Genomic DNA, 23,060 nt, shown 5'->3' with positions numbered 1-23,060 from the left:
GACAGGATCGCAGCGGATGCTGACCAACGCAGTTCCAACCACGAACGGGCCGATCGTCGGCGTCGAGCAGGGGGCCGTGCGTGCCTTCAAGGGGGTGGCGTTTGCGATCGCGCGGCGCTTCGCCAGGGCGACGCCGCCGCCAGCGTGGACCGAGCCGCGGCGTTGCACGGACTACGGCGCTTTTGCGCCGCAGCCCGGACATCTCGATCATGCTGACGAGGAATCCTGCCTCAGCCTGAACATCTGGACACCGGCAGCGGCCGATCGCCCGCTGCCGGTGATGTTCTTCATTCATGGTGGCGCCTTCGTCACCGGCGGCGGCGCCGATTACGACGGCTCATTTCTCGCCGCGCACGGTCCAGCCGTGATCGTCACCATCAACTACCGGCTCGGCCCGCTCGGCTTCCTGCAACTGCATCGCCACGGCCTCACAGAGGCCGACAACCTCGCGCTTCAGGATACGCTCGCCGCGCTCGATTGGGTGCACGCCAATATTGCGAATTTCGGCGGCGATCCGGATGCCGTGACGCTCTCGGGCCAATCGGCCGGCGCGTCGATGGTGATCGCGCTGGCGACCCTGCCGCAGGCCAAAGGCAAGTTCATCCGCGCCATTGCGCTCAGTGCGCCCGGGCGCAACATCATGACCGCCGATCATGCCGACGACATCGCGCGTCGTGTGCTCGACGAGCTCGAGCTTGCGCGCGATCCGGGCGTGATCGCGTCCGTACCGCTGCCCAAACTCTTTGCCGCAATGGAGCGTGTCGGCCGCAGGCTCGCAGACGAAACGGAGCAAGGCACATTGTTCGGGCCGGTGCTCGACGGCACCGTGATACTGCGCGAACCGCGCGACGTCTTCGCCGACGGGAGCCTGCGCGACATTCCACTCTGGCTCGGCTCCTGCCGCGACGAGATGGTGATGTTCCTGAAGAGCACGCCACCGGCCGCGATGATCCGCACCACCGAGCGCCAGGTGCGCACCGCCTTCGGCGATGCCGGCTGGTGTCGCCTGTTGTCCTACTATCGCGGTACAGCGCGGCCAGACGAGGATCCGTACGAGGCATTGCTCTCGGATGCGTTCTGGCATCGCCCGATGGCCGATCTTGCGCGGCTTCATGCTGCGGCCGGCGGTGCCGTGTGGCTGAGCCGGTTCGACCATCGCCCAGCGCTGGAGCCGTTCCTGTCGCAGGGGCCGACCCACGGTGCGGACAACGCCTGCCTGTGGGCGCATCTGCCTGAGTTCATCGATCGCCCGATCCTCAAGCGCAAGGGCGGACCGATGACGCCCGCCGACATCGACGTGGCAGCGCGGTTTCAAGACAATCTGCTGCGCTTCGTCACGACCGGTATGCCTGATGTTACGGAAGCCTGGCCACGCTTCGCGACCGGCAATGAACCGCTCGCAATCTTCGGCCAACCGTTCCATATTGTGCCGCTCAACGAAGGCGCGCGCTTCCGCGTGTGGGCGGAGCTGACTGAACAGTCCCGTCCCGAAGCGGTGGCCTGACAAGAAAAGCAAAGAAAAGGGAGATCGGATGAGCGTTTCAGACCGCGGGCGCGTGCTCTCGCGCGTATTTCTTGCGATAGCCTCGTTCTTCTCTGTGCTGGCGGCGGTGCCAGCGTTGGCGCAGATCGTCGTGACGCCGATCCCCGAAGACCCCGTCAGTATCGACAGCGGTGCTGTTTCCGGCAAAATGCTGGCCACGGGTGTGAAGGCGTATTTCGGGATCCCCTTTGCTGCGCCACCGCTCGGCGATCTGCGCTGGCGCGAGCCGCAGAAAGTCGAGGCCTGGAAAGGCACCTATCACGCCGACCGGCTGGCGCCCGAATGCATCCAGGTGCTGCGCCGGCACAACCTCAATCATTATTTCGGCGAGGAGGCGACCAGCGAGAACTGCCTCTATCTGAACATCTGGGCGAGCGGCGATGCGAAAGCGGGCGCAAAGCTTCCGGTCGTGGTCTGGATCTATGGCGGCGGTTTCACGCTCGGCTCCAGCGGCATGGCGATGTATGACGGCGAGAATGTCGCGAAGAAAGGCACGATCTTCGTCAGCTTCAACTACAGGGTCGGTATTCTTGGCAATCTTGCCCATCCGGAGCTGACCGCGGAATCGCCGCATCGTGCCTCCGGCAATTACGGCCTGATGGACCAGGTCGCGGCGCTGCAATGGATCAAGCGCAATATTGCGACGTTCGGCGGCGACCCCGATAACGTCACCATCACCGGCCAGTCCGCGGGCGCCATGTCCGTCTCCGCGCTGGAGGCGAGCCCGCTGGCGAAGGGCCTGTTTCATCGCGGCTTCGCGATGAGTCTGAGCATGTTCGACAACCGTTTCAAATTCCCGGCGCTGCCGGCCGCCGAGAAAATCGGCATCGAGGTGCAGTCGGCGCTCGGCGCGTCCTCGCTCACCGAGATGCGGCTGATCCAGGCCGACAAGATTCTTGCAATTCAGAAGGACTGCCAGCTCGGCTGCGCCGGCAACATCAGCGTGCCGCTCGATATCGATGGCTACGTGCTGCCTGACACGGTGCCGAACATCTTTGCAGCCGGCAAGCAGAACGACGTCGCGACTGTCGCGGGCTTCACCAGCGACGAAAGCTCCAACGACCTCCGCACCGCGGCCAATCTGGAGGGCTATGTCGCCGCTGCGCGAAAACTCTACGGCGATCAGGCCGACCGTTTCCTCGCACTCTACCCGGCGAAGACCGACGAAGAGGCCAAGGCGATGGGCCTGCTCGCCGCACGCGAGGGGCTGGTCGAGATCGGCACGCGCAACTGGGCCATGGCGCAGGCGAAGAGCGGAAGGGCGCCGTTCTACATGTACATGTTCTCGCGCGTGCACCCGTTTGCGAAGGACGTGCAGTTCTTCGATAGCCCGCAGAAGATCGGCGCCTATCACACCTCCGACGTGCCCTATTGGTTCGGGACCCAGGACACCTTCAACAAATTCCGCACCACGCGCGTCTGGACGGAGTTCGATCGCGCGATGTCCGATCGCATGATGGATACGCTGGTCGCGTTCGCACGGACCGGCAATCCCGGAACGCCGGCGACGCCATGGCCGCAGTGGAGCCAGAACGCCCAGAAATATGTCGAGTTCGGTGACGAATCCGGTGTTCGCGAGGAGAACGGGGCGCGGCTGGACTTCCACACGCCGGCGAACGTCACGCCCTCGACGCCGCGGGTTTCGCGGGACTAGGACGCCGATGATGCGTGCGTGATGCATCCTCCGCGTCAGGCCGGGCCTCTCCCGGCCATCTACGCGTTCATATCGCGGCATGAAGAACGTGGATGCCCGGGACAAGCCCGGGCATGACGGCACGGCAATCGCATCTGAGCCCATTTTTCTGTGGCCATCCTTCGAGACGCCCGCCGTTGGCGGGCCCTCAGGATGAGGACTGAGTGTGCGGCAGCTATTTCAACAGGCACCGATGCCGCTTAGCCTCATCCTGAGGAGACCGCGAAGCGGTCGTCTCGAAGGACGAGGCGCGCGCTCAGATCGCGCAAAATGCCACATGCGATTGCCCTAGGCATGACGGCTACTCACTGCACTATCGCCGCCGCGATCTTCTCCGCCGACATCAGCACCGGGAAATTGGTGTTGGCGCATGGCACCACCGGGAAGATCGAGGCGTCGACGACGCGCAGGCCCTGGACGCCTTTGACGCGGCCCTGATTGTCGACCACGGCCATCGGGTCGTCGGCCCGGCCCATGCGGCACGAACATGAGGCGTGCCATACGCCGATGGTCGCCTTGCGCACGAAGGCCTCCAGCGCCTCGTCGTCGTTGATCACGTCATCGAAGGTAAAACCTTCGACCACGAAATTGTCGATCATGTAGTGGCGCAGCGCCGCCGGCCCGTCCATCAGGGTCGCGGCGATCTTGGTCAGAACCCTGTTCGTGTTGTTCACCACGCCGATCTTGCGCACGCGGTCGGTATAGGAGGCCGGGAAAGGTTTGTCCGTCACCGCCGTGACGGCGTCGCTCATCTGCACCGCCGCCATCTTGCGGAAGCCGCTCATCAGGCGTTCGAGATCGCGGCGGTCCGACAACAAATTGAACTCGACCACCGGTTCGGCCGTGGGATCGCGCGAGGCAAGCTTGACCTGTCCGGTCTCGGAATAGGTCTTGTTGACGAAGGTCAGCAGCGAGCCGATCTGCTCGCCGACCGCATGCCAGGCCGATTTGGCGAGCACGACGACGAACATGTCACCCTTCGGCACGCCCGACAGCCCGGATGAATAACGCAGTCCCAGCTGCATGTGGCGTCTGGTGTGCTCGTTCATGCGCGCGCCGCGGCGGACAAAGGATGACAGCGAAATAGAGGGGTGATCCATCAGGCGCTGGCCGACGCCGGCCAGCCCCATCAGCACGGGAATGCCCATATCCTTGAGGTGACCCACCGGGCCGATGCCGGCGCGCAACAGATGCGCCGGCGAATGGATCGCACCGCTGGAAAGGATGATCTCGCGTCCCCGGAATTCCTGCTCACGTCCGTCGACAATAGCCTTCACACCCACGCATTGCGTGCCTTCGAACAGCAGCTCCCTCACTTGCGTGTTGGTCGAGATCGTGAGGTTGGCGCGCTTGCGGGTGTCGCGGTCGAGATAGCCCATCGCGGCCGAGACGCGTTGCTCGGCCTGGTTGGAGTGCGTCACCGGGAAAAACCCATCGACGAACTCGCCGTTCTGGTCGGCCAAATATTGGTGCCCGGCTTGCTGGAAGGCGTCGGCGAACGCCTGCGAATATCGCGTCCAGTGCTCACGCGGAATTCTGCGTACCGGAATTTTGCCGTCCTTGCCGTGGTACGGCCCGTCGAAATCGAGATCGCGCTCGACCTTCTTGAAGAACGGCAGCACATCGTTCCAGGTCCACCCTTCGGCGCCACGTGCGTTCCAGTCGTCGTAGTCGGTCGGTGCGCCCCGGTTGGCCATCTGGCCGTTGATCGACGAGCCACCGCCCAGCACGCGCGCCTGCTCGTATTTGCGCAAGGGAGGGCGCGCTTCGTCCGGGTTGTTGTGGCTGACGACCTGGGTCGTGACCTTGAGCTGGGTCCAGTGGAAGCGCGGGTCGAAATAGGCCGTGCCCGGATAACTGTCCCTGATCTCGGCGGGCTCGTTGCCCGGCGGTGTGTCCTGTCCGGCCTCGCACAGCAGGACCTTGTTGGCGCTCCTGGCGGAGAGCCGATGGGCCAGCACGGACCCCGCCGAGCCGCCGCCCACGATAATGAAGTCATACACGATTGGCGTTTCCTCTTGTTCTTGTCCGGGAAACGTAGCGCGTTCTTGTCTGGAGGTCACTCCGCGAATGCTGCGGCAGTTCGTACGTTGATCACTTGCCCGGCCACCGTGGTTGTGTAATTCTTTCCGTAGCGCCGATTTGATCCTCAGCTTGCGGGCGCTTCTACAAATGCAGCTAAAGAGACGTGACTGAAGAGCCTTGTCGACAAAGCTTGTCAGTTCTGCATCCTCCCGCATCGCGAGATCAATCGGCCATTCCGAACGGGAGGGCCATATGAGATTTGCTGCCATCGCGGACGTGCACGGCAATCGTCCGGCACTCGAAGCCGTTCTTGCCGACATCGCCGCGCTCGGCATCGAGGAGGTCGTCAACCTCGGCGACCACGTCAGCGGTCCGCTCGAGGCGGCTCGAACGGCGGACCTGCTGATGGAGCGGGGCTTTCCGTCGATACGGGGCGATCAGGATCGAATCCTCGTCGAACTCCGGCAGGCCGGCGGCTCGGCTCGCAGCGATTTCCAGCAACTGGAGCACAAGCACTTCGACTGGATGGCAAGCATGCCGTCCACGCTCACATACAAGGAACGCGTCTTCCTGTGCCATGGATCGCCAAGGGACGATGCGGCCTTCTGGCTCGACCGCATCGCGAGCGACGGCGGCGTGCGTCCGAGCGGGATTGATTCTATCGAGGTTGGCGCCGAGGGGATCGACGCCGAGATCATCCTGTGCGCCCACACGCATATTCCGCGCGTGGTGCGTTTGAGGGATGGGCGGCTGGTCGTAAACCCCGGCAGCGTCGGGTTGCCCGGCTATGACGGCAAGGCGTCCGTCCCCTATGTGGTCGAGGTCGGCACGCCTCACGCGTGCTACGCCATTCTGGAGCACGCCGGAGCAGGCTGGTGCGCGACCATTCACTACGTGCCCTACGACACCTCGGCGATGGCTGCATTGGCGCGCAGCAAGGGCATGCTCATCTGGGCGAGTGCGATCGCGAGGGGCTGGGTTCAGCGGGAGGGCGGGTAGGCCGCTTCAGCGCAGGAACGGCATCGGATTGGCCGCGCGGTAGACCAGATTGATCAGCGTGTTGATGTCGAACACCGGCAGGCCCGAGGCCTCGGCGACGTCCTTCGAGAACGGGCACATGTTGGTGCATTCGAACAGGATCGCGCCGGGATTCTTGCAGGAGGCCATGAAGGCCTGCGTCATCTCGATCATCTCGGCGCGCAGGATGTCGGTGTCGAGTTCTTCGCGGCCGAGAATGTAGGTCGCGGGAAATTGTGCATCGGGCTTCATGCCCTGGACCTGGACGGGGATGTCGTGTTGCGACCAGCCGACGCCGTGGAAATGGCCGTCATTCATGTGATGGCCGCGTTCGGTGAAGACGCCGATGATTTTGCCCGGCGGCAGCATGGCGTGGATCAGCGGAGCCTGGATCAGGCTCGAAGTGAACACCGGGATATTCACCGCTGCGGCAAGCTGTTTCTGGAACGGTGCGAGGAAGCCGCAGCTCGTCGTGATGGCCTTGACGCCTTCGGACTCCAGCTCGCGGGCTGCCGCGATGAACGGATCGAGCAGGGCCAGATCGGGGTGGTCGCCCATGATCCTGGTCGCGTGAGCGCCGCGCACGATCTTGTAGCGCACGGGAAAATCATAGGAGAGGGCATTGCCGATGTCGCCGCGCGGACGCGGGAATTTCGTGTCGAGCATCAGGATGCCGATGGTCTCGCCGTAATTCGTGAAGCCGCCACGCAGTTTCATCAGGTCTCTCCACCGATTCGCGATAGCCGTGGCAGTTTAGTGCGTCTCGTGAAACCGGCTCAAGAATGCCTTCAGCCGCTCGCTGCGCGGCTGGCGGATGGTCTCTTCCGGCGTGCCGATCTCGGCCATGATGCCGTCGTTCATGAAGCCGACGCGGGTCGAGACGTCGGCGGCGAAGGCCATCTCGTGCGTGACCAGCACCATGGTCATGCCTTCACTGGCAAGGCTGCGGATCACGGAGAGCACTTCGCCGACCAGCTCCGGATCGAGCGCCGAGGTCGGCTCGTCGAACAGCATCACCTCTGGCTTCATGGCGAGCGCACGGGCGATGGCGACGCGCTGCTTCTGGCCGCCGGAGAGGCGGCTCGGAAACGCGTCGGCCTTGTCGGCGAGGCCGACCTTGGCCAGGAGATCGCGGCCGAGCGCGTTGGCTTCGGCTTGCGCCATGCCCTTCACCTGCACCGGCCCCTCGGTGACGTTGGCGAGCACCGACATGTGCGGGAACAGATTAAAATGCTGGAACACCATGCCGACGCTGCGGCGAAGCAGCGCGAGCTGCGCATCGCCCGCGGGGCGTACGCCTTTGCCAAAAGAAAATTTGTGCGTGCCGATCGCAAGCTCGCCCTGCTGCGGCATTTCCAGCAGGTTCAGACAGCGCAGGAAGGTCGACTTGCCGGAGCCGGAGGCGCCGATCAGGGTGACGACCTCGCCGCGCTGGACCGAGAGCGAGACGCCCTTGAGCACCGCGTTGTCGCCGAACGCTTTGTGGATATTGTCAGCGACCAGAGCACTCATCGATGCGCTCCCATCTTCAGCTCGACCCGGTCAGCGACCAGTGTCAGCGGGAACAGCACGACGAAATAGAGCACGGCGATCGTGGTGTAGACCTCGAGCGGCTTGTAGCTCGACGCGGTGATGACCGTGCCCTGGTAGAGGAGGTCGCCGACCGCGACCACGGACACCAGCGAGGTGTTCTTGAGCTGCATGATGGTCTGGTTGATGAAGGAGGGAATCATCACTTGCGTCGCCTGCGGCAGCACGATGCGGCGGAAGATTTTGCCGCGCCGCATGCCGATGGCGCGGCCGGCTTCCCACTGGCCGGTGTCAACGGCCTCGATGCCGCCGCGGAAGATTTCCGCGTAGAACGAGCCCGCATAGAGCGACAGCGCGACGAAGCAGGCCATTGCCGGCGACATGTCGACGCCGATCAGGACGGGCAGGGCGTAGTAGACCCAGATCAGCTGCACCAGCAACGGCGTGCAGCGGAACACTTCGATATAGAGACGCAGCGGCACCGTGACCCAGCGCGGCGCCGTCGTGCGCATGATGCCGACGAACAGTCCGATGCCGAGACCCGCGATCACCGTGGTCACCGTGTAGAACAGCGTGACCAGGAGCCCTTGCCAGATCAGGCCCCAATACGGCTTGAGCGCCGCGAAGTCCCAGACGTACATCGAATCGCCGATCAGAACTGCACTTCGGGCGGGAGATCGTCGGCGGTGAGGCCAACGGCTTCGAAGCCCTTCAACATCCATTCGCGGGTCTGACCCATCGCGCGGTTGTAGTCGGCCCAGGCGCTGAGGAAATCCTTGTAGCGGCGATCGCTCTCGGCGCGGATGCCCATGTTGGTCGGCAGCGTCAGCAGCGGGCGCGGGATCGCGAGATCGCCGAGGTTCGGATTCTTCTTCAGGGTCGAGACCGACAGCACGGCGAGCGAGACGTTGCAGTCGGCACGGCCGGTTGCGACCGCCAGGATCGCTTCGTCACGGTTCTTGAAGCCGAGGATGGTCGCCTTCGGGCAATAGCGGCGTGCGATGGTCTCGTGGGTCGAGCCGATGTCGACGGCGATCTTGACCTCGGGCTTGTTGAGCTCGGCCCAGGTCTGCGGCTTGGCAAAGCCCTTCTTGGTGATGACGGTGAAGGAGTGCACCAGGATCGGCGTCGAGAAGTCGATGACGAGGGCGCGTTCCGGCGTCGGGTTCACGGCGAAGGCGAGGTCGACCTTGTCGGCCTGCAGGTCGAGGATCTGGTTGCCCCAGGTCGATTCCAGCGTCTCGACCTTGGCGCCGAGCTTGCTGGCGATGTCCTTGGCCATGTCGATGCAGGCGCCCGACCATTCGTTGGTGGCGAGATCCTTATGGAAGTAGGGCTCCTGTCCGACGATGACGGCGACACGCAGCACGCCATTCTTCTTGATGCGGTCGAGCGTGGAGGCCGGCGCGTCGGCCTTGGCCGAGCTGCTCATTGTGGCAATCGCTGCGCCCGCGAGCGCGACTTTGGTGAGAGCGTCCCTGCGATTCATGGTCTCTGTCTCCCTGAAATTGGGTCGGATCGTCTCCGGCCACTGGACTATTTCTGTATTCAGGATAAAATGCAATACGGTATTTAGAGTTGCTGGCCATTTGGGCGGCAAGGCAGAAATGAGTCCAATATCTTGGCAGGATTGCGCAAACTTCCCCGCGAACAGGGGTTGTAAATCGCATGCAAGTCTGAATACAAGACTGAACGCAATGTGGATGTGAGCTGAAGGAGAGGCCGGTGCGCGCTTTATTCGTCGATGCGAACGAGACCCTGGCGGCGGTGACCGACAAGCTGCTGGCCGCGCAGCAGCTGCCCGTCAGCATCAACCGCAATCCCGCGATCAAGCCCGACGACCTGCCCGGCCTGCTCGGCGATGCCGAGATCATGATCGTCGATCACACCGCGGTGCCGACGGCGATTGCCGAAAAGTGCAAGTCGCTGAAGCATGTCGTCTTCCTCGGCACCGGCCCGCGCAGCTACATGAATCCGGACGAGCTCGCCGAGCGCGGCATCTCCGTCCACATCATCAAGGGTTACGGCGACACGGCGGTCGCCGAATGCGCGATCGCGCTGATGTGGGCGTCTGCACGCAACTTCGGCGAGATGGATCGCGGCATGCGCGAGGGCAACTGGCTGCGCCGCGACGCGATGCAGCTCACCGGCAAGACGCTCGGCCTGATCGGTTTCGGCGGCATCGCCGCGGAAGCCGCGCGCATGGCGGCAGGCTGCGGCATGAAGGTGATCGCCTGGAACAGGACGCCGAAGACCCATCCGGGCGTCGAGTTCGTGTCGCTGGAGAAGCTGCTGGCCGAGAGCCACGTCGTCTCGCTGCATCTGTTGCTCAACGACGAGACCAAGGGTTTTCTGTCGCGCGAGCGCATCGCGCAGATGCGCAAGGGCAGCATCCTGATCAACACCGCGCGTGGCGCCGTGGTCGACGAGGACGCGATGCTCGATGCGCTGCGCTCGGGCCACATCGGCCACGCCGGTCTCGACGTCTTCACTGTCGAGCCGCTGCCCGCGGGCCATCCCGTGACCAAGCTGCCGAACGTGACACTCTCGGCGCATTCGGCGTTCCGCACGCCGGAGGCTAGCGACAACCTTATCGGTGCGGCGCTCGATCATTGCCGCCGCATCATCGCCACCGGCAAGTAAAGAACAAGGACATCCCATGTCGGATATCACCCGTATCGACCAGAACGCCCGCCGCAGCCGCGCCTCCGTGTTCGGCGATCTCGTGTTCCTCGCAGGACAAGTGGCAGACACCAAGACCGCCGACATCACCCAGCAGACCAGAGAGGCGCTGGCCAAGGTCGACGACATGCTGGCGCGCGCCGGCACCGACAAGTCGCGCCTGCTCAGCGTGCAGGTCTGGCTCGAGACGATGGACGATTTCGACGCCATGAATGCGGTCTATGATGCCTGGGTCGTGCCCGGCAACACGCCGACCCGCGCCTGCGGCAAGGTCGAGCTCGCCGATCCCGCCTTCCGCATCGAAGTGATCGCGATCGCGGCGCGCAAGTAGGGCTCGGCCGTGACTGTCCAGGCGCCCGCATCGGCCTTCCGCCCCGCGCAGCGCATCCGCGCGATCGGCGTCTCCGAGATCCTGAAGATCGGCGCGGTCGCGCAACGGCTCAAGCGCGAGGGGCGGCCGGTGATCGTGCTGGGGGCCGGCGAGCCCGACTTCGACACGCCGGATCACGCGAAGGACGCGGCCGAGCGTGCCATTCGCGCCGGCCAGACCAAATACACCATCCTCGATGGCTCGGTGGAATTGAAGGCGGCCATCGCCGAGAAATTCCGCCGCGAGAACGATCTCGTCTATGCCGCGGACGAGATCACCGCCGGCGCCGGCGCCAAGCAGGTGATCCACAACGCCTTCATGGCGACGCTCAGCCCCGGCGACGAGGTCATCCTCGCCGCACCCTACTGGACCAGCTATGCCGACATGGTGCGCATCGCCGACGGCACGCCAGTCGACGTGCTCTGCCGCGAGGACAACGGATTTCGCCTCGACGCCGCCGATCTCGAACGCGCGATCACGCCGAAGACGCGTTGGCTTTTGTTGAACTCGCCGTCCAACCCGACGGGAGCAGCCTATTCGGCGGCGCAGTTGCGCCCGATCCTGGACGTACTCAAGCGCCATCCGCATGTCTGGTTGATGGCCGACGATATCTACGAGCATCTCATTTACGACGGCATGCCGTTCGTCACGGCGGCGGCGCTTGAGCCGAGCCTGAAATCGCGCACGCTCACCGTCAACGGCGTCTCCAAGGCCTATGCCATGACCGGCTGGCGCGTCGGCTATGGCGGCGGGCCGCGCGAATTGATCGCGGCGATGGCGGTGGTGCAGAGCCAGAGCACGACCAATCCGTCCTCGGTGAGCCAGGCCGCCGCGATCGCCGCGCTGACCGGCCCGCAGGACGTTCTGGTCGAGCGCCGCGCTGCATTCCAGCGCCGCCGCGACATCGTGGTCGACGCACTCAACGCCATCGACGGCGTCACCTGCCGCCGGCCGGAAGGCGCGTTCTATACCTATGCGAGTTGCGCCGGCCTGATCGGCCGCCGCACGCCTGATGGTGTCACGATCGACAGCGACTCGGCGTTCTGCCGCTTCCTGCTGGAGAGGCATGACGTGGCCGTGGTGCCGGGCAGCTGTTTCGGCCTTGCACCTTATTTCCGCCTGTCCTACGCCACCTCGGAACAAAATCTGCGCGAAGCCATGATGCGCATCGCCAAAGCCTGCAGGGAGCTGTCATGACCATTCGCAACACCCGCACCGGGGGCCAGATCCTGATCGACCAGCTGGTCGCTCAAGGCGTCGACCGCGTCACCTGCGTGCCGGGCGAGAGCTACCTCGCCGCGCTCGACGCGCTGCATGACAGCCCGATCGACGTCGTGATCTGCCGCGCCGAAGGCGGCGCCGCGATGATGGCGGAAGCCTATGGCAAGCTCACGGGCCGCCCCGGAATCTGTTTCGTGACCCGCGGTCCCGGCGCCACCAATGCCAGCCACGGCGTCCACATCGCGATGCAGGACTCGACCCCGATGATCCTGTTCGTCGGTCAGGTCGACACCGGCATGCGCGAGCGCGAGGCGTTCCAGGAGCTCGACTACAAGGCGGTGTTCGGCACCATGGCGAAATGGGCCGTCGAGATCGATCGCCCCGACCGCATTCCGGAGCTGGTCGCGCGCGCCTTCCGCGTCGCCATGCAGGGCCGCCCGGGCCCGGTCGTAATCTCGCTGCCGGAGAACATGCTGACCGAGACCGCCGCCGTTGCCGACGCCATGCGCATCGAGCCGGCGGTGAGCTGGCCGGCTCCATCAGATATCGAGCGCGTCGGTGCGATGCTCGCGGGCGCCAAGGCGCCGTTGGTCATCCTCGGCGGCTCGCGCTGGACCGATGAGGGCACCAAGAGCATCGCGCGCTTTGCCGAGCGGTTCGACCTGCCGGTCGCGACCTCGTTCCGCCGCGCGTCACTGATCGATGCCGATCATTCGCATTATGCCGGCGATCTCGGCATCGGGCCGAGCCCGGGTTTGAAGGCGCGCATCGACAATGCCGACGTCATTCTTCTGATCGGCGGCCGCATGTCGGAGATGCCGTCGTCGTCTTACACGCTGTTCGACATCCCCTCGCCGAAGCAGAAGCTGATCCACGTGCATCCCGGCTCGGAAGAGCTCGGCCGCGTCTATCAGCCCGAGCTGGCGATCCAGGCGAGCCCCGCCGCCTTCGCTGCCGCCGTCGAGACGCTGAAGCCAGCGGGCACGGTCGCCTGGAAGGGCGAAGCCGCCAAGGCGCATGCCGATTATCTCGCCTGGACCGACAAGGCGCGCGAGCTGCCGGGCAATTTCCAGTACGGCCAGGTCATGACCTGGCTGCGCGACCGCCTGCCGAAGGACGCGATCGTCTGCAACGGCGCCGGCAATTATGCCGGCTGGATCCATCGCCATCACCGTTTCCACAGCTTTGCGACCCAGCTCGCGCCGACCTCGGGCTCGATGGGTTACGGCGTGCCGGCGGCGGTGCTCGCCAAGCGGCAGTTTCCGGATCGCGTCGTCGTCGCCTTTGCCGGTGACGGTTGCTTCCTGATGAACGGTCAGGAGTTTGCGACCGCTGTGCAGTATGACGCGCCGCTGGTCGTGATCGTCGTCGACAATTCGCAGTACGGCACCATCCGCATGCATCAGGAGCGCGACTATCCCGGCCGCGTCGTCGGCACGCAGCTCAAGAACCCTGACTTCGCGATGTATGCGAAGGCGTTCGGCGGCCATGGCGAGCGCGTCGAGCGCACCGAGGAGTTCGCACCCGCGTTCGAGCGCGCGCTTGCCTCCGGCAAGCCGTCGATCCTCCACTGCATCATTGATCCGCGCGCGATCTCGGTCGGCAAGGATTTCACGCCGGCGGTGAAGGCCTAGCCGATGTCGGGGGGCCGCCACGTCGCCATCATCGGAGCCGGCGCGGTCGGCGTGGTCAGCGCCATCGAGGCGCTGCGCGAGGGTCATCGCGTCACGCTGATCGACGCAGGCGAGCCCGGTGGCGAACAAGCGGCGAGCTATGGCAATGCCGGCTGGCTCTCCTCGCATTCGGTGATCCCGCCGGCCGAGCCGGGCATCTGGAAGAAGGTGCCGGGTTATCTGATGGACCCGCTCGGCCCGCTCGCGATCCGCTGGTCGTATCTGCCAAAGGCGTTGCCCTGGCTGATCAAGTACCTGCTCTCGGGCTGGACCGAAGCGCGCGTCGAGAAGACAGCCTTCGCGCTGCGCGATCTGCTGAAGGACGCGCCGCTGCTGCACCGGAAGCTCGCGGAAGAGGCGGGCGTTCCTGAGCTGGTCGAGCGCAATGGTGTGATGCACGTGTTCCCGGAGCGCGGCAATTTTGACAATGATCTCGGCTGGCGTCTGCGCAAGAAGGTCGGCGTCGAATGGCTGGAACTCAATGCCGACGAGATGCGCCAGCGCGAGCCGGATTTGCATCCGCGCTACAAGTTCGGCGTGGTGGTGGAAGAGGCCGGCCGTTGCCGCGATCCCGGTGCTTACGTCGCGGCCCTTGCGCAGCATGCGGTCGCGAGCGGTGCCAAGCTCGTCCACGCCAGGGCGACCGGGCTCAAGCTCTCCGGCAACAAGCTCGTCGCCGTGATCACCGAAGCCGGCGAGATTCCCTGCGATGCTGCGGTAGTCGCCGCCGGGGCGCATTCAAAGCGGCTGACGGCATCGGTCGGTGATCCCCTGCCGCTGGAGACCGAGCGCGGCTATCACGTCATGATCGAGAATCCGGAAACGGGTCCGCGCAGCTCGATGATGGCGTCGGACGCCAAGATGGTGGTGAACTGGACCGACAAGGGACTGCGCGCCGCCGGCACGGTCGAGATCGCCGGCCTCGAGGCCGCGCCGAACTGGCAGCGCGCCGAGATCCTGCGCAAGCACCTGCTCAGCATGTTCCCGAGGCTGCCGAAAGACCTTCCGGCCTCGCGTATCAAGACATGGTTCGGTCACCGGCCGAGCATGCCGGATGGACTGCCCTGCATCGGCCACGCCCGCGCTTCGCAAGACATCGTCTATGCCTTCGGCCATGGCCATGTCGGCCTGGTCGGCTCAGCCCGCACCGGCCGTCTCGTCGCGCAGCTCCTGAGCGGCAAGCAGCCGGAGATTCCGCTCGCGCCGTTTTCGCCCACTCGCTTCCTCTGAGATCGCACCATGACCAATGCAGCCAGCTCATCCTCCCGCATCGCCCGTGGCGGCAAGGCCATCTACGGTGCGCCGCTCGGCATCCTGATGCTGGAAGCGCGCTTCCCCCGCATTCCCGGCGACATGGGCAACGGCACGACCTGGCCATTCCCCGTGCTCTACCGCGTGGTGAGCGGTGCTTCGCCGGAGAAGGTGGTTCTGAAGGGCGCTGCCGGCCTGTTGCCTGATTTCATCGATGCAGCGAAAGACCTGGTGCGGCTCGGCGCCGAAGCCATCACCACCAATTGCGGCTTCCTCTCGCTGTTCCAGAAGGAGATCGCAGCAGCCGTCGGCGTGCCCGTCGCGACTTCGTCGCTGATGCAGGTGCCGTGGGTGCAGGCGACGCTCCCGCCCGGCAAGCGCGTTGGCCTCGTCACGGTGTCGGGCTCGACCTTGACGCCGGCCCATCTCGAAGGCGCCGGTGTGCCGCTCGATACGCCGCTGGTCGGCACCGAGCACGGCAAGGAGTTTTTTCGCGTCCTGATCAAGGCCGAGAAGGACGATATGGATGTGGCTCAGGCTGAGCGTGACGTGGTCGAGGCCGGCAAGCAGCTTGTCGCAAAAAACCCCGACGTCGGCGCGATTGTGCTCGAATGCACCAACATGCCGCCTTATGCGGCGGCCTTGCAGGCCGAAGTCGGGTTGCCCGTCTACGACATCTATTCCATGATCACCTGGTTTCATGCTGGACTGCGCCCGCGCGCCTTCGCCTGATTCCGGTTGTCGCAAAGCTCTGAACAAGCTGCGCTAGTGTCTCGTTTGCATTGCAATCGAACCCGCAGCCCCGGTATATTGGACTGTGTTCGGACATGAATGCAGCTGATGAAGAGCAACGTGGAACTGGCTTCCGATAGTATCGTCGATCGCGTCTATGAACAGCTCAAGGCAATGGCCGTGAGCTACGAGTTCAAGCCGGGCGAACGGCTCAACGAGGGCGAGCTCGCCAAAAGGCTTGGCGTCAGCCGCACGCCGCTGCGCGAAGCGCTCAACCGCCTCAACACCGAAGGCTTCCTGCGCTTCACGCCGGGCAAGGGCTTCTTCTGCCGCGAGCTCGACGCGCACGAGATCTTCGATCTCTACGAGCTGCGCAAGTCGATCGAGGTCGCCTCGATCCGCCTCGCCATTAAGCGCGCCAAGGACGAGGACATCGACGCGCTCCTGAAATTCCTCGAAGCCACCGGCCCTCATCCCGGCCAGCGATCTTCAGTGGAGCTCGTCGAGCTGGACGAAACTTTCCACGAGCGGCTGATGGGGATGTCGAACAATGCCGAGATGTTGCGCGTCCTGCGCAACGTCAACGCCCGCATCCGCTTCGTGCGCTGGATCGACATGGACAGCATCAACCGCTCCAACACCCAGGCCGAGCACCGCGCGGTGGTCGAAGGGCTGAAGGCGCGGGATGAGGAGGCTTGCGTGTCGGTGCTGGAGAAGCATATCGACCGTCGCCTCGATCGCATCACGTCCGCGATCAAGGAAGGCTACGCGCAGATCTACATGCCGGCCGCGGCAAGGACTGCGGCGAATTGAGGTTCTCTTCACCTCGCCCCGCTTGCGGGGAGAGGTCGGATCGCATCGCAGATGCGATCCGGGTGAGGGGGACTCTCCACGAATCCAACTGCCAGCGTCCCTGTGGAGACTCTCCCTCTCCCCGCAAGCGGGGAGAGGGAGCAAAGGCACCGTCGCTGCCGCGAACGTCAGCTATACAATTCCTCGATATCTGATCGTGCCAGACGGTCAGCGCTTTCGCGCCCAAACATCGCTAGCGTGTTCTCCGAAATTCACGGAGATACGCGGTGCATAGCCCCAAGCCAAATCCCGAAATCGACTGGCCGTCCGAGCTCTATCGGGTCCTCAAGGCCGCCGACGTCAAGCAGATGTCCTATGTCCCCGATGCCGGCCACAGCCAGCTCATCCGTATGTTCTCGGCCGACAACGATGTCACCACCAATGTGCTGACGACGGAAGAAGAAGGCATCGCCATTGCTGCGGGCGCCTGGCTTGGCGGGCAGCGCAGCGTGTTGCTGATGCAGTCGAGCGGGGTCGGCAATTGCATCAACATGCTGTCGCTGTCGGCGATCGGCCGCTTTCCGCTACTGATGCTGGTGACGATGCGCGGCGAATGGGCCGAGTTCAATCCCTGGCAGGTGCCGATGAGCCGGGCGACGCAGCCCTCGCTGGAAGCGATAGGCCTGAAAGTGATGCGGGCTGAGACAGCGGAAGATCTGGTCGAGACCGTCGAATCCGCGGCCTCGCTCGCCTACGAATCCGACCAGCAGATCGCAGTCCTGATCGGGCAACGCCTGATCGGCAAGAAGAAGTGGTGATAGCGATGTCCGTTCCCTCTCAACTCGATCGTCGTGCGGCCGTCGCGGCTCTCCTGAAGGATCGCAAGGACACGCTGGTCGTCTCCGGCCTCGGCTCGCCGACCTATGACCTTCATTCCGTCGGCGACCATGACGGCAATTTCTATCTGTGGGGCGCGATGGGCGGCGCCGCGCTGATCGGGCTTGGGCTGGCACAGGCGCAGCCTTCCAAGCGCGTCCTCGCTTTGACCGGCGACGGCGAGCAGCTGATGGGCATTGGCGGCCTCGCCACCATCGGTGTCGCGCGGCCGCGCAATCTCGACATCGTCGTGCTCGACAACCAGCATTTTGGCGAGACCGGGATGCAGGCGAGCCATACCGGACGTGGCGTCGATCTGACCGCGATTGCGTCGGCCTGCGGCTTTGCCACGACTGCGACCGTACGGACGCTCGAGGAGGTTCAGCACCTCGCCGCGCAAATCGCCCAGCCTGCGGACGGCCCGCGGCTTTTTGTCATCAAGGTTCTGGCCGAAAATCCACCGCGCTCGCTGCCCTCGCGCGATGCCGTCTTTATCAAGAACCGGTTCCGTGCTCATCTGGGCTTCGCAGCGGCTTGAACCGGAGTCCTCTCCAGGATAGCTCGCAGCCCAAGCAGCTAGTCCTGGAGTGAGACCATGAAATTATCCGGCAAGGTCGCCGTCATCACCGGCGCGGCGCGGGGCATCGGCAAGGCCTGTGCGAAGCGATTCCTCGACGACGGCGTCAAGGTCGTCATCTCGGACGTCGATACGGATGAGCTCGAGAAGACGGTCAACGAGCTGGGCAAGCCCAAGGAATTGTACGCCGTGCCCTGCCACGTCGCACGGCGCGCGGACGTCGATCGTGCGGTGGCGACCGCGGTCCGCGAGTTCGGCCGGCTCGATATCATGGTCAACAATGCTGGCGTCGCCCGCAACCGGGACATCCTCGAGATTTCCGAAGAGGAGTTCGACGAAGTCATAGGCATCAATTTGAAGGGCGCGTTCTTCGGCGTGCAAGCCGCAGCCAGGCAGATGATTGCGCAGGGCGGCGGCGGGGTCATCATCAACATGTCCTCGGTGAACGCGCTGCTGGCGATTCCGGCGCTTGCGACCTACGCGATGTCCAAGGGCGGCATGAAGCAGCTGACCTCGGTCGCCGCCGTCGCGCTGGCTCCGCACAACATCCGCGTGGTCGCGGTCGGACCAGGCACGATCCTGACCGACATGGTGGCGTCGTCGATCTACACCTCCGAGGACGCGCGAAAAACCGTGATGTCACGCACGCCGGCCGGCCGCGGCGGCGAGCCAAGCGAGGTCGCCTCGGTCGTCGCGTTCCTGGCGAGCGACGATGCGTCCTACATCACCGGGCAGACGATCTACCCGGATGGCGGGCGGCTGATCCTGAACTACACCGTGCCGGTGAAGGAGAAGTAGGGCGGAAGTCGTCGCACACACCCACCGCTGTCATGCCCCGCGCAGGCGGGGCATCCAGTACTCCGCGGCCTTTCCGCATCACACAGGCGCTGCGGCGTACTGGATCGCCCGGTCGAGCCGGGCGATGACGGGAGTATGTGGAGCGGGCGTGCCCTACAGCCTCACTCCGCCGCGACCGTCATCCCATAACCCAGCCGCTTCGAAATTGCGCCCGCGCAGTCGCGCAGCGCGTGCGCGATCTGGCTGTCCCAGCGTGCATCGAACGTGCCCTCCGGCCCCATCGCGGTGATCACCAGCGCGACATGGCCGGAATGGTCGAACACCGGCGCCGAGAACGCATTGACGCCGGGCAGGGGATCGCCGAGCGCGCGGGCGAGGCCGTGCTTGCGGACCTCAGTGAGCATCTCGGCAACCTTTGCGCCTTTCACCGCGCGCTTGGGATTGTAGCCGACGCCGTGGCGGTCGAGGCCGCTTTCGAGCGCGGCGTTGATGGTCTTCTCCGGCAGGAACGCTGCAAAGGCCCGCCCCGTGGCGGTCTCCAGCAGCGCCATCACCGAGCCCGCGCGCATCACGATGTGTACGGGCTGGCCGGGCTCTTCGAGTTGCACGACGGTCGGGCCATGCGTGCCCCACACTGCGAGCGAGACCGCGTGTCCGATCTGGCTTGCCAGCGCGGCGATCTTCGGTCCGGCGATGCGCACGCCGGAGAGACGGCGGAGGCTGATCAGGCCGAGCTCCAGCGCCAATGCGCCGATCTCGTAGCGGCCGGTGGTCTCGTCCTGCTCGATCAGCCCGATGCGCGAGAAGCTGGCGAGATAGGGATGCGCCTTGGCCGGCGTCATGCCGGCCTCGCGCGCGAGATCGCGGAGCATCATCGGCTCGCCGCTCCTGGCCAGCGCGCGGAGCAATTCTCCGCCGACCTCGATCGACTGGATGCCGCGGCTTTCTCTCTTCATGCGTCTCCCAGGCGTTGGCTTACGCCGCGTTGCGCCTGGCGGCGCTGTCGGCGAGATGTCGGCCGGCAATGTAGCCGAAGGTCAGCGCCGGCCCAAGCGTGATGCCGGCGCCGGGATAATTGCCGCCCATGATGCTCGCCATGTCGTTGCCGGCGGCATAGAGCCCGGGAATCACCCGTCCTTCGGCGTCCAGCGCCCGCGCGTTCTCGTCGGTGACGATGCCGGCATAGGTGCCGAGATCGCCGATCACCATCTTGATGGCGTAGAACGGGCCGTTCTCGATCGGCGCGATGCACGGATTCGGGCCGTGCATGGCGTCGCCCTGATAGCGGTTATAGGCTTTTGAACCCTTGCCGAAAGCAGCGTCGTGACCCAACGGCGCGGTCGCATTGAATTGCTTGACCGTCTCGGTGAACGCTCCTGCATCGATGCCGGCCTTCGCGGCCAGCGCCTCCAGCGTATCGCCGCGCATGAGATAGCCGGTATTGAGGTGATGACCTGTTGGCATCGGGAACGGCGGCACGCAGCCGAGGCCGTATTTGCGCAGGGTCTGGTGATCGCAGACGAGATAGGCCGCGATCTCCTCGCCGGGCTTGGCCGCCTTGATCATGGCCTGGACGAAGTCGTGATAGGAATTGCCCTCATTGGCAAAGCGCTTGCCGTCGCGCATCACCGCGATCACGCCCGGCTTGGCGCGGTCGATGAAATGCGGCATCACGCCCTTCGAGCCGTCCTTGCGCGTGGTCAGCGACACCGGTACCCAGGCCGCCGCGTTCGGCAGGCGATTCTCGACATGCCCGCCGGCGGACTCCGCAAGGCGCAGGCCGTCGCCGGTGTTGCCGGTCGGCCCCGGCGAAAAATGCTCGTTGCCGGTCGGCGCATGCGGAAACATCTTCTTGCGCCGCTCGACATCGTGCGGGAAGCCGCCGCAGGCGAGCACGACGCCCTGCCGCGCGTGGACGCGCAATTCGCGTCCCTGACGCGAAACGATGGCGCCGGTGACAGTGCCGTTCTCGACCGTCAGCTCGCGCACCGGCGAGGACAGCCACATCGGAATCTTCAGATCCTGCGCGGATTTTGCGAGGCGTCCGGCCAGCGCATTGCCGTTGGTCAGGGTCATGCCGCGGCCATAGCGCAGCACGTCCCTCAGATGCCGCGACAGGCGCTTGGCGACATAGACTGCAGAGATCAACGACTTCGTCGCGCGCATGAAATGGACGATGTCCTTGCCCGAGCCCAGCATCATGCCGAACACGGTGAGCTCGGGCAGGGGCATGCCGAGCGTCCTGATCTGATCACCGAGCTCGCGTCCGTCGAACGGACGCGCCACCATGGAGCGGCCGCCCTGGGTGCCGCCGGGCGCTTCGGCATGATAGTCCGGAAACACCAGCGGCATGTCGAAGCGCAGGGACGTCTTGGTGGTGAAGAAATCGACCGCCTCGGGGCCGGCGCTCAAGAAAGCATCGACGCGGGCGGCGTCGTAATTATCGCCGGCCTCGTGCCGCAAGTACGTGCGGGCCTGCTCCGGCGTCTCCGCGATGCCGTAGGCCTTTGCCAGCGACGTGCCGGGAATCCACAGCCAGCCGCCGGAGCGGGCGGTGGTGCCGCCGAAGCGCGGCTCCTTCTCGACGATCAGCACATTCAGGCCGCGAGAGGCCGCGGTGATCGCGGCCGACATGCCGGAGCAGCCCGATCCGGCCACGAGCACATCGCACTCGTAAGTCTCAATTGCGTTGCGCTCGTTGCCGGTCATGTCTCACCTCACTTCTTCAGCAGGGGACATTTGGACTCGGAGACCGGGCGAAACGCGTCCTCGCCCTTCACGGTCTTGACGATCTCCAGATAATCCCAGGGCTCCTTGGATTGTTCGGGCGACTTCACCTTGGCGAGATACATGTCGCGGATGACGCGGCCGTCTTCGCGCAACTTGCCGCCATGCACGAAGATATCCTCGATCGGCAGCTCGCGCATCTTGGCCATCACCTTGGCGGGATCGTCGGTGCCGGCGGCCTTGATGCCTTTCAGGTAATGCAGCACCGAGCCGTAGACCCCGGTCTGGATCATGGTCGGCATCACCTTGGTACGCTCGAAGAACTTCTTGGACCAGGCGCGGGTTGCCTCGTCCATGTTCCAGTACGACGCCGTGGTCATGTAGGTGCCCTGCGCGGCCTTGAGGCCGACGGCGTGCACGTCGGTGTCGAACATCAAGAGGCCGACGAGCTTCTGGCCGCCCTGGACCAGGCCGAATTCACCGGACTGTTTGATGGCGTTGTCGGTGTCCTGGCCGGCATTGGCGAAAGCGACCACATCGGATTTCGAGCTCTGCGCCTGGAGCGCGAAGGAGGAGAAGTCCGCCGTGTTGGTCGGGTGCTTCACGCCGCCGAGCACCTTGCCGCCCATCTCGTTGATGAAGCGGGTGGCGTCCTTTTCGAGCTGCTGGCCGAAGGCGTAATCGGCGGTGATGAAGTACCAGGATTTTCCGCCTTCCTTGATCACGGCGGACGCGGTCACCTTGGACAGCGCGTAGGTGTCGTAGGTGAAATGCACGGTGTTCGGGCTGCACAGCTCGTCGGTCAGCGAACTCGCGCCGGGACCGGAAAGCAGAGCGATCTTGTTGCGCTCCCGCACCATGTTGTGCACGGCGATCGCAATGCCGGAATTGGGGATGTCGACGACGGCGTCGACCTTGCCATTGTCGAACCAGCCGCGCACGATCTGCACGCCGACGTCGGTCTTCATCTGGTGGTCGGCGCTGATGATCTCGATCGGCTTGCCGAGCACGGTCGGCCCGAACTCCTCGACTGCCATCTTGGCCGCTTCGACCGAGCCCGGCCCGCTGTTGTCGCGGCCCCAGCTCGACAGATCCGTCAGCACCCCGATCCGCACCGCGTCGTCGGAAACTTGCGCGCACGCAACTGTGGTCATGGCAGCTGAAGTCATGGCCGCGAGCATGGCGCAGGCCAAAAGCCCTCTCATTGTCGTTCCCTCTCTTTATGGGCCGCTTGGCGCGGCTGGTTATTCTGGACGTAAGTTAGATATTAGCGAATTAGTTTGTCAATGGCGAATTATGGCTTCGACCCGGTTCCCTGATCGCCGGGACGACCATGACCGTTGGGTGCGTACTGCCCTAACACCCGTCATTGCGAGCGCAGCGAAGCAATCCAGACTTTCTCCGTTGAGGCAGTCTGGATTGCTTCGTCGCAAGAGCTCCTCGCGATGACGGGTGTTGAAGCAGCAACGCGCAAAATCTCGCGTCGTTATCCTGTGAGAGACAACACCCCCGCAGGTTGCAACGACCATCACGATTGGCCATGATGCCATCCG

21 protein-coding genes are annotated in these 23,060 nt (G+C 64.6%); 13 read left to right on the top strand and 8 right to left on the bottom strand.

All coding sequences use genetic code 11. The annotated features are described in order from the left end of the window. The first annotated feature begins 16 nt into the window (after positions 1-16). On the top strand, positions 17-1,504 hold the full coding sequence (locus AB7532_RS29195) for a carboxylesterase/lipase family protein (protein WP_441238134.1): 1,488 nt from the start codon (positions 17-19) through the stop codon (positions 1,502-1,504). Positions 1,505-1,532: 28 nt separating this feature from the next. Further along, the gene (locus AB7532_RS29190; RefSeq protein ID WP_441238133.1) at positions 1,533-3,197 is read left to right on the top strand and encodes a carboxylesterase/lipase family protein; all 1,665 of its coding nucleotides are present in this window, start codon (positions 1,533-1,535) and stop codon (positions 3,195-3,197) included. A 344-nt stretch (positions 3,198-3,541) separates the two neighbouring features. Here AB7532_RS29190 and AB7532_RS29185 read toward each other — a convergent pair whose 3' ends face one another. Then, positions 3,542-5,239 carry a GMC family oxidoreductase gene (locus tag AB7532_RS29185; protein WP_441238132.1) on the bottom strand — a complete coding sequence of 566 codons (1,698 nt, stop codon included), beginning with the start codon at positions 5,237-5,239 and terminating at the stop codon, positions 3,542-3,544. A gap of 274 nt (positions 5,240-5,513) precedes the next feature. Between AB7532_RS29185 and AB7532_RS29180 the strand changes: the two genes are divergently transcribed. Continuing rightward, entirely contained in the window at positions 5,514-6,260 is a 747-nt protein-coding gene (locus AB7532_RS29180; protein ID WP_441238131.1) for a metallophosphoesterase family protein, read from the top strand. Between the two features lie 6 nt (positions 6,261-6,266). Here the strand turns inward: AB7532_RS29180 and AB7532_RS29175 are convergent, their stop codons facing one another. Genes AB7532_RS29175 through AB7532_RS29160 form a run of 4 tightly spaced genes read right to left on the bottom strand, consistent with a single transcriptional unit; the run spans position 6,267 to position 9,297 of the window. Beyond that, positions 6,267-6,995 (bottom strand): aspartate/glutamate racemase family protein, encoded by a 729-nt coding sequence (locus AB7532_RS29175; protein WP_441238130.1) that lies wholly within the window; start codon positions 6,993-6,995, stop codon positions 6,267-6,269. Positions 6,996-7,031: 36 nt separating this feature from the next. Further along, complete coding sequence (locus AB7532_RS29170) at positions 7,032-7,790, bottom strand: amino acid ABC transporter ATP-binding protein (RefSeq protein WP_441238129.1); 759 nt, start codon at positions 7,788-7,790, stop codon at positions 7,032-7,034. Next, a complete protein-coding gene (locus AB7532_RS29165; protein WP_441238128.1) occupies positions 7,787-8,449 on the bottom strand; it encodes an amino acid ABC transporter permease in 663 nt (220 codons plus the stop codon). The genes AB7532_RS29170 and AB7532_RS29165 overlap by 4 nt, the downstream gene beginning before the upstream one ends. Before the next feature lie 11 nt (positions 8,450-8,460). Then, complete coding sequence (locus tag AB7532_RS29160; protein WP_441238127.1) at positions 8,461-9,297, bottom strand: transporter substrate-binding domain-containing protein; 837 nt, start codon at positions 9,295-9,297, stop codon at positions 8,461-8,463. A gap of 236 nt (positions 9,298-9,533) precedes the next feature. Here AB7532_RS29160 and AB7532_RS29155 point away from each other — a divergent pair, with 236 nt between their 5' ends. The 10 genes from AB7532_RS29155 to AB7532_RS29110 all read left to right on the top strand — a co-directional run bounded on the left by AB7532_RS29155 (position 9,534) and on the right by AB7532_RS29110 (position 18,780). Next, positions 9,534-10,451, top strand: coding sequence for an NAD(P)-dependent oxidoreductase (locus AB7532_RS29155; protein WP_441238126.1), 918 nt, complete (start codon positions 9,534-9,536; stop codon positions 10,449-10,451). Between the two features lie 16 nt (positions 10,452-10,467). Next, on the top strand, positions 10,468-10,821 hold the full coding sequence (locus tag AB7532_RS29150) for a RidA family protein (RefSeq protein ID WP_441238125.1): 354 nt from the start codon (positions 10,468-10,470) through the stop codon (positions 10,819-10,821). 9 nt (positions 10,822-10,830) lie between these two features. Beyond that, positions 10,831-12,057, top strand: a complete 1,227-nt coding sequence (locus AB7532_RS29145) for a pyridoxal phosphate-dependent aminotransferase (protein WP_441238124.1) — start codon at positions 10,831-10,833, stop codon at positions 12,055-12,057. Beyond that, positions 12,054-13,715: a thiamine pyrophosphate-binding protein gene (locus AB7532_RS29140; RefSeq protein ID WP_441238123.1), complete on the top strand. Its 1,662-nt coding sequence runs from the start codon at positions 12,054-12,056 to the stop codon at positions 13,713-13,715. The genes AB7532_RS29145 and AB7532_RS29140 overlap by 4 nt, the downstream gene beginning before the upstream one ends. A gap of 3 nt (positions 13,716-13,718) precedes the next feature. Next, positions 13,719-14,984 (top strand): NAD(P)/FAD-dependent oxidoreductase, encoded by a 1,266-nt coding sequence (locus AB7532_RS29135; RefSeq protein ID WP_441238122.1) that lies wholly within the window; start codon positions 13,719-13,721, stop codon positions 14,982-14,984. 9 nt (positions 14,985-14,993) lie between these two features. Next, positions 14,994-15,737, top strand: coding sequence for an aspartate/glutamate racemase family protein (locus tag AB7532_RS29130; protein WP_283049986.1), 744 nt, complete (start codon positions 14,994-14,996; stop codon positions 15,735-15,737). A gap of 108 nt (positions 15,738-15,845) precedes the next feature. Continuing rightward, positions 15,846-16,550 carry a GntR family transcriptional regulator gene (locus tag AB7532_RS29125; RefSeq protein WP_441238121.1) on the top strand — a complete coding sequence of 235 codons (705 nt, stop codon included), beginning with the start codon at positions 15,846-15,848 and terminating at the stop codon, positions 16,548-16,550. Positions 16,551-16,816: 266 nt separating this feature from the next. Beyond that, entirely contained in the window at positions 16,817-17,347 is a 531-nt protein-coding gene (locus AB7532_RS29120) for a thiamine pyrophosphate-binding protein (RefSeq protein WP_441238120.1), read from the top strand. 5 nt (positions 17,348-17,352) lie between these two features. Next, a complete protein-coding gene (locus AB7532_RS29115) occupies positions 17,353-17,943 on the top strand; it encodes a thiamine pyrophosphate-dependent enzyme (protein ID WP_441238119.1) in 591 nt (196 codons plus the stop codon). Between the two features lie 57 nt (positions 17,944-18,000). Beyond that, positions 18,001-18,780, top strand: coding sequence for an SDR family NAD(P)-dependent oxidoreductase (locus AB7532_RS29110; protein WP_441238118.1), 780 nt, complete (start codon positions 18,001-18,003; stop codon positions 18,778-18,780). 161 nt (positions 18,781-18,941) lie between these two features. On the opposite strand, the gene AB7532_RS29105 is transcribed toward AB7532_RS29110, so the two are convergent. The 3 genes from AB7532_RS29105 to AB7532_RS29095 are packed head-to-tail and all read right to left on the bottom strand — an operon-like array spanning position 18,942 to position 22,712. Next, positions 18,942-19,736 carry an IclR family transcriptional regulator gene (locus tag AB7532_RS29105; protein WP_441238117.1) on the bottom strand — a complete coding sequence of 265 codons (795 nt, stop codon included), beginning with the start codon at positions 19,734-19,736 and terminating at the stop codon, positions 18,942-18,944. A gap of 19 nt (positions 19,737-19,755) precedes the next feature. Then, positions 19,756-21,489 carry an FAD-dependent oxidoreductase gene (locus AB7532_RS29100; protein WP_441238116.1) on the bottom strand — a complete coding sequence of 578 codons (1,734 nt, stop codon included), beginning with the start codon at positions 21,487-21,489 and terminating at the stop codon, positions 19,756-19,758. 8 nt (positions 21,490-21,497) lie between these two features. Beyond that, positions 21,498-22,712 (bottom strand): ABC transporter substrate-binding protein, encoded by a 1,215-nt coding sequence (locus AB7532_RS29095; RefSeq protein ID WP_441238115.1) that lies wholly within the window; start codon positions 22,710-22,712, stop codon positions 21,498-21,500. Positions 22,713-23,060 lie beyond the last annotated feature (348 nt).

Source organism: Bradyrhizobium sp. 930_D9_N1_4 (genome assembly GCF_052076015.1).
In the GTDB taxonomy this organism is placed as follows: Bacteria; Pseudomonadota; Alphaproteobacteria; order Rhizobiales; family Xanthobacteraceae; genus Bradyrhizobium.
This window is presented reverse-complemented; position numbering and strand designations above follow the sequence as displayed.

What these genes read in the sequence shown, in the direction of transcription:
- AB7532_RS29150 (WP_441238125.1), top strand. Translation starts at nt 10,468, where the DNA reads ATGTCGGATATCACCCGTATCGACCAGAACGCCCGCCGCAGCCGCGCC.
- AB7532_RS29125 (WP_441238121.1), top strand. Translation starts at nt 15,846, where the DNA reads ATGAAGAGCAACGTGGAACTGGCTTCCGATAGTATCGTCGATCGCGTC.
- AB7532_RS29095 (WP_441238115.1), bottom strand. Translation starts at nt 22,712, where the DNA reads ATGAGAGGGCTTTTGGCCTGCGCCATGCTCGCGGCCATGACTTCAGCT.
- AB7532_RS29190 (WP_441238133.1), top strand. Translation starts at nt 1,533, where the DNA reads ATGAGCGTTTCAGACCGCGGGCGCGTGCTCTCGCGCGTATTTCTTGCG.
- AB7532_RS29140 (WP_441238123.1), top strand. Translation starts at nt 12,054, where the DNA reads ATGACCATTCGCAACACCCGCACCGGGGGCCAGATCCTGATCGACCAG.
- AB7532_RS29160 (WP_441238127.1), bottom strand. Translation starts at nt 9,297, where the DNA reads ATGAATCGCAGGGACGCTCTCACCAAAGTCGCGCTCGCGGGCGCAGCG.
- AB7532_RS29170 (WP_441238129.1), bottom strand. Translation starts at nt 7,790, where the DNA reads ATGAGTGCTCTGGTCGCTGACAATATCCACAAAGCGTTCGGCGACAAC.
- AB7532_RS29175 (WP_441238130.1), bottom strand. Translation starts at nt 6,995, where the DNA reads ATGAAACTGCGTGGCGGCTTCACGAATTACGGCGAGACCATCGGCATC.
- AB7532_RS29180 (WP_441238131.1), top strand. Translation starts at nt 5,514, where the DNA reads ATGAGATTTGCTGCCATCGCGGACGTGCACGGCAATCGTCCGGCACTC.
- AB7532_RS29100 (WP_441238116.1), bottom strand. Translation starts at nt 21,489, where the DNA reads ATGACCGGCAACGAGCGCAACGCAATTGAGACTTACGAGTGCGATGTG.
- AB7532_RS29195 (WP_441238134.1), top strand. Translation starts at nt 17, where the DNA reads ATGCTGACCAACGCAGTTCCAACCACGAACGGGCCGATCGTCGGCGTC.
- AB7532_RS29135 (WP_441238122.1), top strand. Translation starts at nt 13,719, where the DNA reads ATGTCGGGGGGCCGCCACGTCGCCATCATCGGAGCCGGCGCGGTCGGC.
- AB7532_RS29105 (WP_441238117.1), bottom strand. Translation starts at nt 19,736, where the DNA reads ATGAAGAGAGAAAGCCGCGGCATCCAGTCGATCGAGGTCGGCGGAGAA.
- AB7532_RS29130 (WP_283049986.1), top strand. Translation starts at nt 14,994, where the DNA reads ATGACCAATGCAGCCAGCTCATCCTCCCGCATCGCCCGTGGCGGCAAG.
- AB7532_RS29110 (WP_441238118.1), top strand. Translation starts at nt 18,001, where the DNA reads ATGAAATTATCCGGCAAGGTCGCCGTCATCACCGGCGCGGCGCGGGGC.
- AB7532_RS29115 (WP_441238119.1), top strand. Translation starts at nt 17,353, where the DNA reads ATGTCCGTTCCCTCTCAACTCGATCGTCGTGCGGCCGTCGCGGCTCTC.
- AB7532_RS29165 (WP_441238128.1), bottom strand. Translation starts at nt 8,449, where the DNA reads ATGTACGTCTGGGACTTCGCGGCGCTCAAGCCGTATTGGGGCCTGATC.